At 71.1% G+C, this 15107-nt stretch carries 9 protein-coding genes and 1 pseudogene; 2 read left to right on the forward strand and 8 right to left on the reverse strand.

What is annotated here, in order from left to right:
* Nucleotides 1-527, forward strand: a pseudogene (locus AB0J64_RS49375) (hypothetical protein); the annotation flags it as partial.
* A 16-nt stretch (nt 528-543) separates the two neighbouring features.
* On the opposite strand, the gene AB0J64_RS49380 reads toward AB0J64_RS49375, so the two are convergent.
* From AB0J64_RS49380 to AB0J64_RS49410, 7 genes are read right to left on the reverse strand one after another with little or no spacing between them, the layout of a single operon-like run.
* A complete protein-coding gene (locus AB0J64_RS49380) occupies nt 544-3462 on the reverse strand; it encodes a glycosyl hydrolase (RefSeq protein ID WP_364043695.1) in 2919 nt (972 codons plus the stop codon).
* A 56-nt stretch (nt 3463-3518) separates the two neighbouring features.
* Nucleotides 3519-5330 carry a right-handed parallel beta-helix repeat-containing protein gene (locus AB0J64_RS49385; RefSeq protein WP_364043698.1) on the reverse strand — a complete coding sequence of 604 codons (1812 nt, stop codon included), beginning with the start codon at nt 5328-5330 and terminating at the stop codon, nt 3519-3521.
* Nucleotides 5327-6094 carry a hypothetical protein gene (locus tag AB0J64_RS49390; RefSeq protein WP_364043701.1) on the reverse strand — a complete coding sequence of 256 codons (768 nt, stop codon included), beginning with the start codon at nt 6092-6094 and terminating at the stop codon, nt 5327-5329. The genes AB0J64_RS49385 and AB0J64_RS49390 overlap by 4 nt, the downstream gene beginning before the upstream one ends.
* Before the next feature lie 8 nt (nt 6095-6102).
* The gene (locus tag AB0J64_RS49395; RefSeq protein WP_364043704.1) at nt 6103-8007 is read right to left on the reverse strand and encodes a hypothetical protein; all 1905 of its coding nucleotides are present in this window, start codon (nt 8005-8007) and stop codon (nt 6103-6105) included.
* Between the two features lie 2 nt (nt 8008-8009).
* The gene (locus tag AB0J64_RS49400; RefSeq protein WP_364043707.1) at nt 8010-8816 is read right to left on the reverse strand and encodes a carbohydrate ABC transporter permease; all 807 of its coding nucleotides are present in this window, start codon (nt 8814-8816) and stop codon (nt 8010-8012) included.
* Nucleotides 8813-9745 carry a sugar ABC transporter permease gene (locus AB0J64_RS49405; RefSeq protein WP_364043710.1) on the reverse strand — a complete coding sequence of 311 codons (933 nt, stop codon included), beginning with the start codon at nt 9743-9745 and terminating at the stop codon, nt 8813-8815. Before AB0J64_RS49405 ends, AB0J64_RS49400 begins: the two co-directional genes overlap by 4 nt.
* On the reverse strand, nt 9742-11016 hold the full coding sequence (locus AB0J64_RS49410; RefSeq protein WP_364043713.1) for an extracellular solute-binding protein: 1275 nt from the start codon (nt 11014-11016) through the stop codon (nt 9742-9744). Before AB0J64_RS49410 ends, AB0J64_RS49405 begins: the two co-directional genes overlap by 4 nt.
* 159 nt (nt 11017-11175) lie before the next feature.
* On the opposite strand from AB0J64_RS49410, the gene AB0J64_RS49415 reads away from it, so the two are divergent.
* Complete coding sequence (locus AB0J64_RS49415) at nt 11176-12330, forward strand: FCD domain-containing protein (RefSeq protein WP_364043716.1); 1155 nt, start codon at nt 11176-11178, stop codon at nt 12328-12330.
* A 323-nt stretch (nt 12331-12653) separates the two neighbouring features.
* On the opposite strand, the gene AB0J64_RS49420 is transcribed toward AB0J64_RS49415, so the two are convergent.
* Nucleotides 12654-15059 carry a glycoside hydrolase family 95 protein gene (locus AB0J64_RS49420; RefSeq protein WP_364043718.1) on the reverse strand — a complete coding sequence of 802 codons (2406 nt, stop codon included), beginning with the start codon at nt 15057-15059 and terminating at the stop codon, nt 12654-12656.
* Between the last annotated feature and the right edge of the window lie 48 nt (nt 15060-15107).

Genomic DNA, 15107 nt, shown 5'->3' on the forward strand with positions numbered 1-15107 from the left:
AGGCGAGAGGGGACGTCCACGCCGTAGGGGTCACCCTGTACCTCGCCGCCCTCTTCGCCGCCTCCATGAGCCCGGACCGGGCCGCCGCGTACGGCGAGCAGCTCGTGGCACTGTGCGAGGATCGCCACGCGCCGCTCTTCCGCGCGTACGCGCTGTACGCGGTCGGCATGGCCCACTGGGAGCGGGGCGACTGGCGGCAGACCGAGGCCAGGATGCGGGAGGTCACCGCCTTCTGGAGCGCGGCCGACGACCGGTGGGGCCTGCCCCAGTGCCTGGAGGTGCTGGCCTGGACGGCCGGGGCGCGCGGCCGGCACGAGCGGGCGGCCCGGCTGCTGGGCGCCGCCCACCTCTTGTGGGAGGCGGTCGCCTCCTCCCCGATGCGGCTGCAGTACCAGGCGAGGTCACACCAGGAGTGCGCCGAGCGGGCCCGTCACGCGCTGGGGGCCCGGGCGTACACGGCGGCCTTCCGGGACGGCACGCGGCTCGCGCTCTCCCGGGCGGTCGCCTACGCGCTGGAAGAGGCATGACGAGCGCCGCGTTCGATCACGGTGACCCGGCCTCCACCACGCGGGCCTCGCCGTACGGCACCAGCCTGACCGGGCCGATGAGGCCGTACGCCTGGCGCGCCAGTCCGCCGTAGACGGCGGGGTCGGCGACCCTGAGCCGGTTGCCGAGCGGCGTGGCCACCTCCACCTGTAGTCTTCGGACGCCCCGTCCGAGGTCCACGACCGGGTTGAGCTGGTTCACGGGATCCAGGCGGCGCCCGTCGGCGAGCACCCGGCAGGTGTCGGTCGCCTCGCCGAGCTCCAGGTACGCCCCGCTCTCCAGCCGCACATCGGTGGTGTAGACCCCGATGCCGGACACATCGGCCAGTTCGGGAATGTCCGACCAGGGGGACAGCCGGTCGAGGGCCAGCCGGTGTGTCGCGGTGCCCTCTGGCCGCCAGTCGTCCACCTCCAGCCGCCACGACGACAGGGTCACCGGCTCGGGCACCGTGCCGATCACGGTGGTGACCGTCCGGCCGTCGGACAGCGTGGTCGTGTAGGTCCCGGCGCGGGAGGCTCGCACCATCAGCGCGCCCCTGTCGTACCTCACCAGGTCGGCGTCCGTTGCTACGGCGTGAGGACCCTTCACCGTCCCGGTCCCGAAGAGGCCGGGGCGGCCGATGGCCACGATCATGGACTCGCCCGGCCGTAGCCTTACCCGCAGCCGGAGCGCGTCGCGGTCCGCCGCGTAGAGTGCCAGCCGCTCGGCCCGGCCCGTCCACGGGTCCAGGAGGTACGGGACGCCGTCGCGGGCCGTGCGCGCCAGCGTGACGTCGTGGTCGATGGCCGCCACCGGCGGCTTCGGGTTCTCGACGTGCTTGCCGTTGCACAGGTAGTAGAAGTCCACGTCGTCGGCCACCCGGCGGGCCGTGAGCAGTGTGGACCCAGCGGGCGATGCGGTGGCGTACCGCACGTCGGGCCGCACCCCGAGGGCGTCGAGCGCGGCGGGGACGCCGTCCTGGGCGGTCACCATGCGCACGGTGGGCCGCGACAGCAGCTCCGCCAGGAGCTCCCGGAGCCGCTCGTTCTCACCGTCGCGCGCGACGCCGGGCACCGAGGCCGCCCGCCAGTCGCCCAGCAGCACGATCGGCAGCCCCGCCGTGGCGTACTCCAGCAGCCGCCGCGCCACCCGCACGGTCATCGTGCACTCATTGGCGTTGAAGCGGTCGCCCTCGACGAACAGCGCCTTGTACGCCGGCCCGTCCGGCGCCAGCCGGCCGCGCGCGACCCGGGCGGCCGGCAGGTCGAGCAGCGGCCCGCTGACGAACTGGTGGGTCCACCCGATGGGCACGCCGTTCGCGGTGAACCAGCCGGCGCCGATGCCGGTCTTCGTGTAGCCGGTCTGCCGCAGGACCGCCACGTCGGCACGCGGCGCACCTTCCCGCATGACCAGGTGAATTCTTGCGAAATATCCAGATATGTCGGTGATGTGCCGCCAGGTGGGCTGGCGCGGCCCCCAGGACTCGGCGTACCCGGCGGTCCCGTTGTAGGGCGTGAAGGCGGCGAACCCGGGCCAGCCCGCGCCGGGCGCGGTGGCGTACGAGAAGCCGTGCAGGACGGTCTGGTTGAGCCCCGCCGCGTACGCGCCGCCCATCGTGCGCAGCAGCTTCTTCCAGGTCGTGGTGTACGCCCCGCCCTGGTACGCCCCGGCCTCGCAGGACAGCACCTCGCGCCCCGCCAGGTCCCGGCCGCCCGCCAGGCACCGGTAGTCGTCGAGGTTCTTGAACCCCAGCGACTCGCCCTCGGCCACGTCGAGGACCGCCGCGCTCGCGATGGCATCGGTCCGCAGCCCGTACGGCTGCGCCCGCAGCTCCAGGCCGACCGCATGCGCCCAGTCGCGCAGCATCCCGAAATGGTGCTCGTTGAACAGCTCGGAGACCGTGTCCCAGTAGTCCTTGCGCGCGTGCCTCGTCAGCGCGGCGTCGTAGGCGAAGACCTGGTCCTCGTCCGCCAGCACGATCACCGGCAGGAACGGCGCCAGGGCGTACCCCCGGCGCCGCTCGAACTCGGCGAGCAGCCCCGGCGTCCACGGCAGCCCGCCCGCCTCGATCTCGATGGAGTCCTCGAACAGCGCGCCCCCGGACTTCCGCAGCAGCCTGCGGACGGCGGGGGTGAGCAGGCGGGACTCCCAGTAGTCGAGCACCGCCTGGGTGCCGGCGCGGCTGAAGTGGTCCACCACGTACGCCTCGGGCACGGTGTGCGGGCCGGACTCGGGCCGCTGACCGGTCCCACGCTCCCAGTACGCGATCAGCACCCACTCGCCCTCGGCGGGCGCGGTCCAGTCGACGTGCCCGTCACTCACGGGCACCCGCGTCACGGAGCCGGGGTCGAGGCCGGTCTCCTTGCGGGTGGAGTTCGTGCTGTCGATCCTGGCCGCCTGGACCAGCAGCAGGGTGCGGGCAGGAGGCCCGTCGACGGCGGGCGGCGGCGCCTCGCCCGCGTAGGTGGCGCCCGCGGTCACGGTCACCGAGCCGTGCGCCAGCTCCTTGGCCGCGGCCGGGCTCTCGGGCGTGATCGTGGGGACGGCGGCGGGCCAGGAGGGCCCGATGGTGAGGTCGATGGCGAGGCCGCGCCGGGCCGCCTGGTCGAGCGCGGCCTCGACGGCAGCGTTCCACGCGGGAGTGCCCCAGCCGTGCCCGGCCGGGTCCAGCACGGACTTGTCGCGGACGCTGTGGTGCACCGCCGCGATCTCCGCCCCGCCGAACCCGGCGTCCGCGAGCTGGTCCACCTCGCGTCTGACTTCGGCGGGATCCACGTGGGCGTCGGGCCACCACCAGCGCACCATCGGCCGGACGGCTCGCCGCGGCCGCGCGAACCAGACCGCCCCCGCGGAGGCGGCGGAGGCGGGCGAGCCGGTGAGGGCGAGCGGGGCGGCGGTGCCCAGGACGAGGAAGCCTCGGCGCGTGAGGTCGTTCACGGTGCGCTCCAAGGGGGTGCGGGGCCGGACAGTCAGCCCGGCCCCGGGAGGTTCGCCTAGCTCGGGATCGGGTACGGGAACGCGCTCGTCACGCCGATCTTGTCGTACTCCATCTTCGAGGCGTCGAAGCCGTCCGCCCAGTTGGCGTTCGTGACCTCGTTGCACTTGTAGGCCTGGTACTTGTCGTCGCTGACCTTGCCCACCTCGACGTTGGAGATGGAGAAGCCGCAGCCGCCCGCGTCCATGTGGACGCCGCGCGTGCCGGAGTCCGGCATCTGCCCGGCGGGGTCGTTGATGACGTCGCCGATCACCATCTGCGTGACGTAGTTGTCGATCGGGTGCGGCTCGACGTTGTGCACGCCGTAGGTGTAGAAGGCGCCCATGTCGCCGCTGTCGAGGCCGGTCTCCTCCAGGCGGATGTAGGAGAACTTGTTGCCGCGGGCGTAGTTGTCCTCGTTCTTGATCTCGGGGCGGACCTCCAGGCTGATGCCGTAGCGGGCGCTGTGCTTGACGACGATGTTGCTGACCTCGTTGTGGCCGGTGCTCATCAGCTCGATGCCGGCCGCGTCGCCGGGGACGAGCTCGCCGACGTGGTAGATGTAGTTGTTGGTGAACACGTGGTGTCCGGAGATGTCCCCCTCGCCGGGGTAGCCGCCCTCCACCTTGATGCCGTCGCCGCCGAGGTTGTCCAGCAGGCTGTCGGCGACCTTGACCCGTTCGTTGGCGAAGTTCAGGAAGACGCCCGTGAAGCCGCTGTCCGAGATGTGCAGCCTGGTCAGGTCGATGTCGCGGGTGTTCTCCAGCGTGATCATGCCGAACCTGTCGCGCGGCAGCTCGATCTGCCGGTCGTAGATCGGGTACTTGTGCTCGTAGCCGGAGTCGCCCGGGCCGTTCCAGCCGTACCGGTACCACTCGACGAAGTCGGAGTACTGCAGCGCCAGCCCGTCGAAGGAGACGTTCTGCACCCGCTTGTCCGGCGAGGACCCGGTCAGCGAGATGATCGTCTTCACCGTCGGGGCCATGACCTTGTCGATCGAGGTCTTCGGCCAGTAGTAGACCTCGCTGTTGGCGAAGTCGAAGTAGTACTCGCCCGGCTGGTCGAGGAAGCGCAGCGTGTTCTGCAGGAAGTAACGCGAGCCGCTGCGGCTGTTGACGAGACTGAAGCGGGCGTCGTAGTTGAGCGTGAAGAAGTTCTTGCGGAAGTCGGCGCCGCCGAGCGGCACGGTGTCGGTGAACCAGCTCCACGACCCGCCCGACCAGACGACCATCTGCGCGTTCTTGTCGAAGTCGGCGTCCCACTCCTTCGGGACGTCCTTGGGGTCGAAGAAGAGCCAGTTGTGCACGGCCTGGTACTCCGCCTCCGGCATCACCGAGAACAGGTACGGCGACCACAGGTCGTCGCTGGTCCTGTTCGGGTAGCGGGCGGTGGTGGCGCGCTTGCCGTCCTCGAAGAGCGTGTAGAAGCTCCGGTCGACCTTGGTCTTGTAGATGTGGTCGTCGTACTTCTGCCAGCCGGTCAGCGGCTTGGCGCCGAGCAGCCTGGCCTTGCCGGGGCCGTCGGCGCTGCGGTAAATGATCTTGTGGCCGTTCGTGCCCGAGTCGGCCTCGGTGAAGTTGATCGTCTTGTCGACGACGTAGTCACCGGTCTTGACGTTGACGACGATGTCGCAGTTCTGGTGGTTCTTCTTGACCCGGAGCTGGTCGCGGGCCTGCTCGATGGACTTCCACGGGCGCTGGGCGCTGCCGTCGCCGCGGTCGCTGCCTGACGGGGAGACGTAGTAGTTGCAGTTGGCACTGGCGGCGTCCGTACTCGGGGCCGTCAAGCCGCCCAGGAGTAAGACGACCGCGCCCAGAGACCTGAGGATCACTGGCTCTCCTTCACATTCCGCCACCGCTCGTACTCGGCGCGGGTTTCGGGGGTGAGTGGGTAGTAGTCGGAAAGCGCCCCGCCCTCCTCGATGCGGGCGCGGCTGTAGCGCTCCCACTGCTCGTGGTCGGCGGCGGCCTCGAGCACCGACGCGGCCCGCCGGCGCGGCACCACCACGGCGCCGTCGTCGTCGGCCACGCACAGGTCGCCGGGCAGCGCGAGCGCCCCGCCCACGGCCACCGGCACGTCGTACGCCCACGGGAACAGCTCGGCCTGCGAGGCGTAATGAGGGGTCGCGCCGGTGGTCCACATCGGCAGGCCGATGCCGCTCACCCGGGGCAGGTCCCTGATCCGGCCGTCCACGACGATGCCCGCGCCGCCCTTGCGGTTGAAGTAGCGCACCAGCATGTCGCCGAAGCAGCCGGTGTACGCGCTGCCGTAGGCCTGCACGACCAGCACGTCGCCGGGCTCGATGGTCTCGAGCACGGCCCACAGCGCGGTGTGCCGCTCGACGTACTCCTGGCCGAGCCCCGAGGCGATGTCCTCACGCTGCGGCATGAACTGCAGCGTGCGGATCCTGCCGGCGATCTTCTGCCCCTGGGCGAGGGGACGCGGTCCCTCGATGAAGGTCCGCCGGATGCCCTGGGCGTGCAGCTTGGCGCAGGCGGTGGCCGAGCTGATCCGGGACAGCCCGTCCACGAGGACGGGATCGGGTTTGGCGGGCAGCGGCCCGCGAACAGGCAGATCCCAGATGGCGTCGTCCATGTATCTCCTCAGTAGTGCTGGTGCGACGGCGTGCGGACGCGCGCGGTCGTGTGCAGGTCGAGCCGGATGCGGCGGCCCGGAGGCAGCTCGACGAGGAGGCGCGGCCCGTCCACCGTCACCTCCTGCTCGGACTCGGTGGTGGGGGGAGAGGTGTAGGAGCGCGGGTCGCCGGGGAAGCCCTCGCCGGCCCGGGTGACGACCGCGCGGTCGATGTCGTGCTCGCCGAACGCGCCTGCCTGCACCACCACCCTGCGGGTGCGGGTGAGGCCCAGGTTGACCAGCTCGACGCCGGTGCCGTCGGGGCGTACCGAGTCGACCAGCGCGGCCACGTCATGGGGCAGCCCCGGGCGATAGCGGTCGGCGTCGAAGTAGGCCAGCCGGGTGGGCAGCACGCCGCCGTTGTAGAGCACCTGCGGGGTGCCGGTGACGAGCTGCAGCAGCGCCTCGGTGAGCACCGGGTTGAGCCGCTGCCAGTGGTGCACGTGGATGGCGCCGGGGTCCTCGTGGTCGGCGTCGATGAGCGCCATCCGCCGCTGCACCTGGCTGAGCGCGGTGGACAGCATGGCCTCGGGGAAGCCGGGGTTGGCGCCGCGCAGGAACTCCAGCCAGGGCGCCTCGTGCCCGGCCTCCTCCTTGTTCCTGAACGGGCGCACCGTGGTCCAGTCGTAGCCGGAGGCGGCCCGGAGCCGGTCGATCCGCTGGGCGTCCCGATGTCCCAGCGAGGCGTGCCAGAGCCAGACGGGCAGGCCGAGCTGCGGCGGCTGGAAGTCGAACCAGCCCTGGTCGTCGTGGCGGTTGGGCACCAGCATGGTGGGCTTGCCCGCCTCGTCGCCGAGCTCGGCCAGCCAGCGGTCGCTGATGCTCATCTCCGTCTCGGTCACGCCGGCCTGGACGGCCTTGTCGTACACGGCCTCCAGAGGGGCGCGGCCGATGTCGAGCGCGGCGTCGTCGCCGGTCAGCAGGTGGGCGTTGAGCGCGGCGATCGCGGCGGCGGCGCCCACGCTGTAGAGGCCGTGCGGCCACTGCCAGCCGTAGTTGCCGCCGTACCAGCGGCCGCCGTGCAGCTCGCCGACCTCGCCGGACGGGCCCACGTTGTCGGGCAGGATCCCGTCGTTGGCCTCGGCCCGCCGCTGCCAGGCGCCGATGTAGCGCAGCGCCCACTCGCGGTAGCGGTCGTCGCCGTCGTACAGCCAGGCGTTGACGGCCAGGCTGGTCGCGGCCAGGTTGACGGCCACGTCGCCGCGGCCGAGCCGCTCGCTCATGGCCGCGCCCATGCGGGCGGCGTTGTTCGGGTCGGCCAGGTCCTCCCACTTCGTGATGCCCGGCAGGTCCCGCAGCGGCAGCCCGTACGGCCGCATGCTGATCAGGTCCGTGTGGTAGGAGGCCCACTCCCACTGCAGGCCGTAGCGGGGGCCGCCGCCGCCGTTGTGCGGGGCGCGGATGATGTCGTGCTCGGCGTCGTAGTTGGCCGAGCCGGGCAGGTAGAGGTCGGCGAAGCGGCGGGCGCGGTCGCGGAAGCGCTCGTCGCGCGGGTCGGCCGCGCAGATGCCGTAGAACAGCAGCAGCGACTCGCCCTGGTGGAACCAGTCATAGCCGCGTTCGAACTCGTCCACCAGGTAGCCCAGCTCGGTGAGCTGCGCGGTCACGCCCTCCCAGTGGTGCTTCGACGCGTCCAGCAGGTCGTCGGCGCCGCCGAGCTGGTAGAGCGTCGGCCAGTTGAAGAACGCCTCGTAGAAGTCGTCGGCGCCGTCCCTGTCGGCGGCGGGGCCGTGGTAGACCAGCCGCCCGTCGGGCCCGCAGTAGCGGGCGGCGAAGGCCCGCCAGGCCTCGTCGAGGGCGTCGAACAGCCTGCGCTCGAGCACCGCCCAGGCCGGTGGCACGCCGAGCGGGACGGTCGCTGTGATTGCTCGCATCTTCACCCTTTCGTTGCACCCGCGGTGAGGCCGCTGATGATGTGCCGTTGCATGAAGACGAAGAAGACCAGCAGCGGCGCGATGGCCAGCAGCAGCGTCGGGAAGACCACCGTGTAGTCGGTGGAGTACTGGCTGACGGCCGCGTAGACGCCGGTCGTGACGGTGTAGAGGCCGCTGCCCGGGCCCAGGATGATCTGCGGGTTCACGAAGTCGTTCCACACCGAGAAGGTGTTGAGGATGACCATCGTGGCGACCGCGGGCCGCATCAGCGGGAAGACGATCTGCCAGAACGTACGCAGCCTGCCCGCCCCGTCCACGGCCGCCGCCTGGTCGAGGACGGCCGGGACGGTGGCGATGTAGCCGGCGTACAGGAAGATCGAGAAGGGGAGCGTCAACACGGTTTCGAACAGCACGAACCCGCGGATGGTGCCCATCAGGCCGAGGGTCTTGAGCACGTACACGACGGGGATGACCAGCACCTGGCCCGGGATGAACGTCCCGGCCAGGAAGAACAGCATCAGGATCCGGAAGCGGCGCTTGGGGCTGCGCGCGATGACGTACGCGGCCGGGGCGGCCAGTGCCACCGACAGCACGTTCACCGACACCACGAACAGCAGCGTGACCGCGTACCCCTTGACCACGTTGAACTGCGGGTTCGTGAGCGCCCTGCCCAGGGGCTCCAGCGTGAGGTGCCCCAGGCCGAACGGGTTGCCGAGGATGTCCTGCTGGCCCTTGAACGCGTTGACGGTCAGCACGTACAGGGGGATGAGCATGAAGGCGACGGTCGCCCAGAGGAAGGTCCTTCTCACTGGTGCACCGCCAGTTCGCCGCGCCTGCGCAGCTTGGTCACCACGAACGCCAGCGCCGCCGTCACCAGCATGAGCAGCACCGACTGCGCGGAGCCGAAGCCGAGGCGGGCGTCGTGGAAGGAGTTCCACAGGATGAGGTAGGCGACGGTCTGCGTCTGCCCGGCCGGGCCGCCCGCCGTCAGCGACACCACCAGGTCGTACGTCTTGAGCAGCGTCACCAGCGACAGCACGATGTTGACCGTCACCGACGGGCCGAGGGCGGGCAGCGTGACGTTCCTGAACACCTGCCGGCGGGTCGCGCCGTCGATGCGCGCCGCCTCGATCAGGGAGTGCGGCACGGCCTGCAGGCCGGCCAGGTAGAGCACCACGTTGACGCCGAACCCGGCCCACACCAGCACCGCGATCATGGTGATGGTGGCCCAGGCCGGGTCGGACAGGAACGGCAGCACCTGCCCGCCCCACCTGGTCACCAGGTTGTTGACCGCGCCAGTGGTGCCCAGGATCGCCGACCAGAGGAAGCCGACCACGAGGGCGCTGAGCACGTGCGGGTAGAACAGCACGATCCGGAAGAACGTGTTGGCCTTGGAGGCGCCGTTCACCAGGAGGGCGAAGCCGAGGCCGAGAAGGTTGAGCCCGGCCGTGCCCGCCACGGCGACCAGCAGGGTGACGACGGCGGCGCGGCGCAGTTCGGGGTCGTCCAGGAGGTCGAGGTAGTTGGCGGCGCCGACGAAGGCCGGGTCGGCGCTGAAGCCGTCCCAGTCGGTGAGGCTCAGGTAGAGCGCCAGGCCGACCGGGATGACCAGCATCACGGTGTAGAGGACGGTGGCGGGGCCGACCATGATCGCGTTGGCCCAGCCGTCGCCGCGCTTTCGTCTCGGGAGGGCGGGTGCTTCAGGGAGTGCTGGGGGTGCTTCCCGGGTGAGCGTCATTTGCGGCCGGCCAGCCAGCGGTCCACGCCCTCGGCCACTTCCTTGGGCGATTTGCCCACGTACAGGCCCTGGACCTCGGTGTTCCACGCGGCGTTGAAGCCCTTGGGCAGGGTCGCGTCGCCGTACCCCTCACCCTGCGGGACGCCGGCGGGGGCGCTGTCGAGGATCTGCTGCACCTGCTTGTCCAGCGGGGTGAACTCGCGCTCCACACCGGCACGGAAGTTGCCGTCCTGCTTGAGCTGGCTCTTGATCGCCGCCGGGTCGGTGACGAGCCACTGCACGAGCTTGAGCGCCGCGTCCTTGTTCGGGGTCGACTTGAGGATCATGTACGGGGCCGCCATCGTGGCGCCCTGCGGGCCCGGGTACTGCTGGCCCTTGTCGACCGGGGCGGGGAAGACGCTGACCTCGAAGTCCTTCTTGGCCTTGGCCTCGGCGGCGGTGAACCAGCTCCCCATGACGTACATGGCCGACTTGCCGGACAGGAACGCGGTCTCGGCGTCGGCGTACTTCATGCCCAGGGCGTTCTTGTCGACGTACCCCTTGTCGATCCAGGTGCGGTAGCGCTCCAGGTACGGCAGGAGCGACTCGCCCGCCTTGAGCTTGCCCGCCTTGACGTCCTGCTGCCAGGTGGGGTGGAGCTGGGCGCGCGACGGGCCGGAGAACTGCAGGAGCTGGAGCCCGGTCAGGAACTCGCCGCCGGTCTGCAGCGGCAGCCAGCCGGCCGCCTTGAGCTTGCCCATCGCGGCGTCGAACTCGTCGAGCGTGGTCGGTGGCTTGTCGATCCCCGCCTTCTCGAACGCGCTCTTGTTGTAGAAGACCAGCGACTGCGCCTGGACGCCGACGCCGACCGTGTAGATTCTGCCGCCCAGGCTCGCCTCCTTGACCAGCGGCGTGTCCTTCGTCCACGGCTGGTCGGTCAGGTCGAGCATCTGCTTGGAGAGCGTCTCGTCCGCCGTCAGCGTCTCGACCACGTCGGGCGCGTTGCCCGCCGCGAGCTGCTGAGGCAGCGTGTCCGCCACGCCCTTGCCGGTCGGCGCCTCGACCTTGACGTCGATGCCGGGGTTGGCCTGCTCGAACGGCTTGACCAGGCCGTCCCAGTACGCCTGGGTGAGGTTCGGGGTGATGTTGACCAGCATCCTCACCGTGACCTGGCCGCCCTCGCTCTGCTTCGCCTGGGAGTCACCGGCGAAGCCGCCCCCGCCGCAGCCGGCGAGCAGGAGCAGACAGCAACCGAGTGCGGTGGGGGCGAGGAATGGACGGGGGGAACGCATCGCACCTCCAAGGGGCGAGATCACGACGCCTTTTAATGGGTCGATACTCGATTAGCGATTATTTAATACGTTGGTCACATAGCCTCGTCAAGGGGCTATGCGGCGCTACAAATAAGTTTCAAGCGGGTAGCTGAGTCATAAATACGTTAAGGTGGGGCTGTGGCTGGACGCACTGACGACAAGCGGCTGGTGCTGGGCGAGGAGGAGCTCGCCACTCTTCGCGAGTGGGCGGAGGGCTCCTCCGAGGGGTTGGGGCTGCGCAGCCGTATCGTGCTCGCCTGCGCCGACGGGCTGCCCCGCAAGGAGATCGCCGACCGGCTGGACGTGAGCACCGCGACGGTGGCGAAGTGGCGGGCCCGCTTCGTGGAGCGGGGGCTGGACGGGCTGGCGGACGCGCCGCGGCCCGGCCGGCCGCGCAGCGCGGAGCGGCAGGAGGCCGAGCGCGTGATCGCCGCCGCGGCCGGCGGCTCTGCCGTGCCCTCGACCCGTACGATGGCCCGCCAGCTCGGGCTCTCGCAGTCGACGGTGGCGCGCATCTGGCAGGAGCAGCAGGTCGCGCCGCCCGCGGCCCGGCTGCTGCCCAGGGAGCTGCTGTCCGACCGGGTCTACGCGCTGCTGCGCGGCTGGATCGTGTCGGGGGAGCTGGTGGCCGGGCAGCGGCTGGTGGAGGCGGAGATCGCCCGCCGCGTCGGCACCAGCCAGGCCCCGGCCCGTGAGGCGATCAAGCGGTTGGCGCACGAGGGGCTGGTCATCTCCTATCCCAACCGGGGCAGCTACGTCGCGGAGATCTCGGACGAGCAGGCCCGCGAGGTCCGCGACATCAGGGTGCTGCTGGAGGAGTATGCCGCACGCGGCGCGGCCGTCCGCATCCAGGCCGACACGTTGCGCGAGCTCTCGGCCGACGTGCTCACCATGCGGCAGGCGGCCCGTGACGGGGACATCGGCGCCTTCCGCGACGCCGACCTGGCCTTCCACCGGCGGGTCTGCGCGGCCTGCGGCAACTCGTTCCTGCTGCGGTTGTGGCGGACGATCGAGTCCAACCTGTGGAGCCTGCACGTGGTGGGCAACCCGCTGTGGAACGGGGACTGGACGGCGATGGCCGGTCACCACGACGACCTGGTGGCGGCCCTGGCGTCGGGCGATCCGGACGAGGCGGCTCGCCTCTTCGCCGCCCACGCCCGCGGCGAAGCCTCCCGCACCCGGCCCCGCACCCGCCCGGACGCTGCCTCTGGCCTGTCGCGTGGTGCGCGGGCCGACGCGCCCTTCCTCGGCGTCCCGACGTTCTCGGACACGGCACCCGAGACAGCCCCCTGACACGGCCCACCGCGTCTTGTGCCCGCTTGGGGACGCCCCGCGCTTCGCCCGCGTCACCGTGGCGGCCCAGACGACGCCTCGGGGCGCGTTGCACGTTGCGACAGGGGACCGCCCGTGAGACCCCGGCGTGCCGCGTGGGCGGAGCGGCGCCGCCTCCAAGGCAGCGCCGCGTCGGCGGGACGTGGTGCGGTGGAGCCCGGCGCCCGTGCACGGTGCCCGCCCAAGGGACGCGAGCCCGAGCGCGCCGCGCCGCGTCCTCCCGCAGGGGTGCCCGCCCGTGCGTGCCGCGCCACCGGGGTGCGGTGGCGCGGTCCCACGCGCCCTCAGGTCGACGGCGCGACGTCGTAGGTGGCTCCTCGGTGGGTGTCGAAGACGAGCACGCCCGCCTCAGGCCGTTCGGCCGTGACCGGGCGTCCGTGGGACGTCACCGTCACCGGCTGGGCCGTCCGCAGCGTGAGCTTGCGCCCCAGGTGCGAGCAGATGCGCCCCCGGGACAGCGCCCCGCCGCTCCACGACACGTCCACCTCGAAGCCGCCCCGCGCCCGCAGCCCCCGGTACGACCCCGTGGGCCAGACGGCGGGCAGGGCGGGCAGCAGGTGCACCTGGTCGCCGTGGCTCTGCAGGAGCATCTCCGTGATCCCCGACACCCCGCCGAAGTTGCCGTCGATCTGGAACGGCGGGTGCAGGTCGAACATGTTCGGCGCCGTACGGGCAGGCAGCAGCAGGTTGGACAGCCGCTTGTACGCCTCAGGGGCGTCCAGCAGCCGGGCCCAGAAGTTGATCTTCCAGGCCAGCGACCACCCGGCCCCCGCCTCGCCGCGCAGCTCCAGGGTGCGCCGGGCGGCGGCGGCGAGGTCGGGGGAGAGGCGGGGGTCGATCTGGTGGCCGGGGAAGAGGCCCCACAGGTGCGAGATGTGGCGGCTGCGCGACAGCGCGGCGTCGCCCCGGTAGTCCTCCTGCCACTCCTGGATCTGCCCCAGGTGCCCGATCTGGTTGGGAACGAGCCGGGCTCGGGCCTCAAGGGCCTTGGACCGCATCCCGTCCTCGACGCCGAGGGCGGACGACGCCTCCGCGAAGGCCGTGAAGAGGTCCCGCAGGATCTGCATGTCCATCGTCGGCCCGGCGCAGATGCTGACGTTCTCGCCGCCGTCCTCGTGGTGCCCGACCTCCGGCGAGTGCGACGGGTTCGTCACCAGGTAGCCGCTCCTGGGATCGGTCTGCAGCGTGTCCAGGAAGAACTCCACCGACCCCTTGATCAGCGGGAAGTGCTCGCGCAGCCGCCGCTCGTCGCCCGTGTAGAGATAGTGCTCCCACAGCATCAGGCACAGCCACGCCCCGCCGCTCGGCCACACGCCGTAGAACGCGAAGTCCACCGGAGCCGTGCCGCGCCAGCCGTCGGTGTTGTGGTGCGCCACCCAGCCCTTCGCGCCGTACTGCGTCTTGGCGGTCCTGGCCCCCGACTCGGCCAGGTCCTTGATCAGGTCGAAGAGCGGATCCATGCACTCGACCAGGTTGGCGGGCGCGGCGGGCCAGTAGTTCATCTCACAGTTGATGTTGATGGTGTACTTCGACTCCCACGAGGGCGTGAGCGAGTCGTTCCAGATGCCCTGCAGGTTGGCGGCGTAGCCGGGCGCGCGGGAGCAGGAAATGAGCAGGTAGCGGCCGAACTGGAAGTACAGGGCGGCGAGCCCGGGGTCGGTGTCGAGCTGCTTGCGCGCGATCCGCTCGTCGGTCGGCAGCGCGGCCGCCTCCGACGTGCCGAGATCGATCTCCACTCGGCCGAAGAGCTCCTGGTAGTCCCGTACGTGCTTGCGCCGCAGCACCTCGTACGGCTGCCCGCTCGCGCGTACGAGATGCCGCCCCGCCACCTCGGCCGGGTCGCCGCCGACGTCCTTGAAGCTGCGGTAGCTGGAGCCCATGGAGATCAGCAGCGTGACCTCGTCGGCGTCCTCGACGATCAGCGTGCCGCCGTCCGTGCGGACCGTGCCGCCGCGGCCCTCGGCCTTGGCCACGGCGCGGAAGCGGACCTCGCCCTTCAGGCCCTGGGTGTCGCCGCTCACGCCGTCGAGAGCGATCGAGTCGCGACCGGCCGAGGAGGACGAGGACGTCTGCGGGCTGGAGAAGGTCGCCTGGAAGCTCACCGAGCCCGGCTTGTCGGCCGTGTGCCGTACGACGATGACCTGGTCGGGGTTGCTGGCGAAGGCCTCGCGCGTGTGACGCACGCCGTCCCGGACGAACGTGACGGTGCTGACGGCCCGGGTCAGGTCCAGCTCGCGGCGGTACTCCGTGAACTCGGCCGAGCCCGGGTAGGTCAGCGCGAGGTCGCCCAGCACCTGGTACGCCGCCTGCTCGCTGGGCTTGCCGAGGAACTTCTGGTCCGCCAGGTTCTGCGCGGCCTGCCACTTGTCCTCCCAGACCCACTGCCGGATCTGGGGGAGTGCGGCCAGCGCCTCGGGATTGTCGTAGGTGTGCGGCCCCCCGGCCCAGATGCTGTCCTCGTTGAGCTGCAGGCGCTCGGTGGCGACCCCGCCGAACACCATGGCCCCGAGCCGCCCGCAGCCGATCGGCGTCGCCTCGAGCCACGCCTGCGCCGGGCGCTTGTACCAGAGCACCAGGGGGTTGCCGCTCGGCTCGGACGCGAATGCCGGGTTGCTCACGAGCAGGGAGCCCGCCGCGGCTCCTAAACCGGTCTTGAGTACGCCTCGTCGTGTGTAGCCGTCGTTGGACACAGTTACTCCAGAAGGCAGTGAGAGGAGCGCGTGGATGCGTACGACCTG

Origin of the sequence: Nonomuraea sp. NPDC049695 (assembly GCF_040674955.1) — a bacterium.
Classification (GTDB): Bacteria; Actinomycetota; Actinomycetes; order Streptosporangiales; family Streptosporangiaceae; genus Nonomuraea; species Nonomuraea helvata.

Excerpts from the sequence above, each read along its gene's own strand:
- AB0J64_RS49390 (WP_364043701.1), bottom strand. The coding sequence starts at position 6,094 with ATGGACGACGCCATCTGGGATCTGCCTGTTCGCGGGCCGCTGCCCGCC.
- AB0J64_RS49410 (WP_364043713.1), bottom strand. The coding sequence starts at position 11,016 with ATGCGTTCCCCCCGTCCATTCCTCGCCCCCACCGCACTCGGTTGCTGT.
- AB0J64_RS49405 (WP_364043710.1), bottom strand. The coding sequence starts at position 9,745 with ATGACGCTCACCCGGGAAGCACCCCCAGCACTCCCTGAAGCACCCGCC.
- AB0J64_RS49395 (WP_364043704.1), bottom strand. The coding sequence starts at position 8,007 with ATGCGAGCAATCACAGCGACCGTCCCGCTCGGCGTGCCACCGGCCTGG.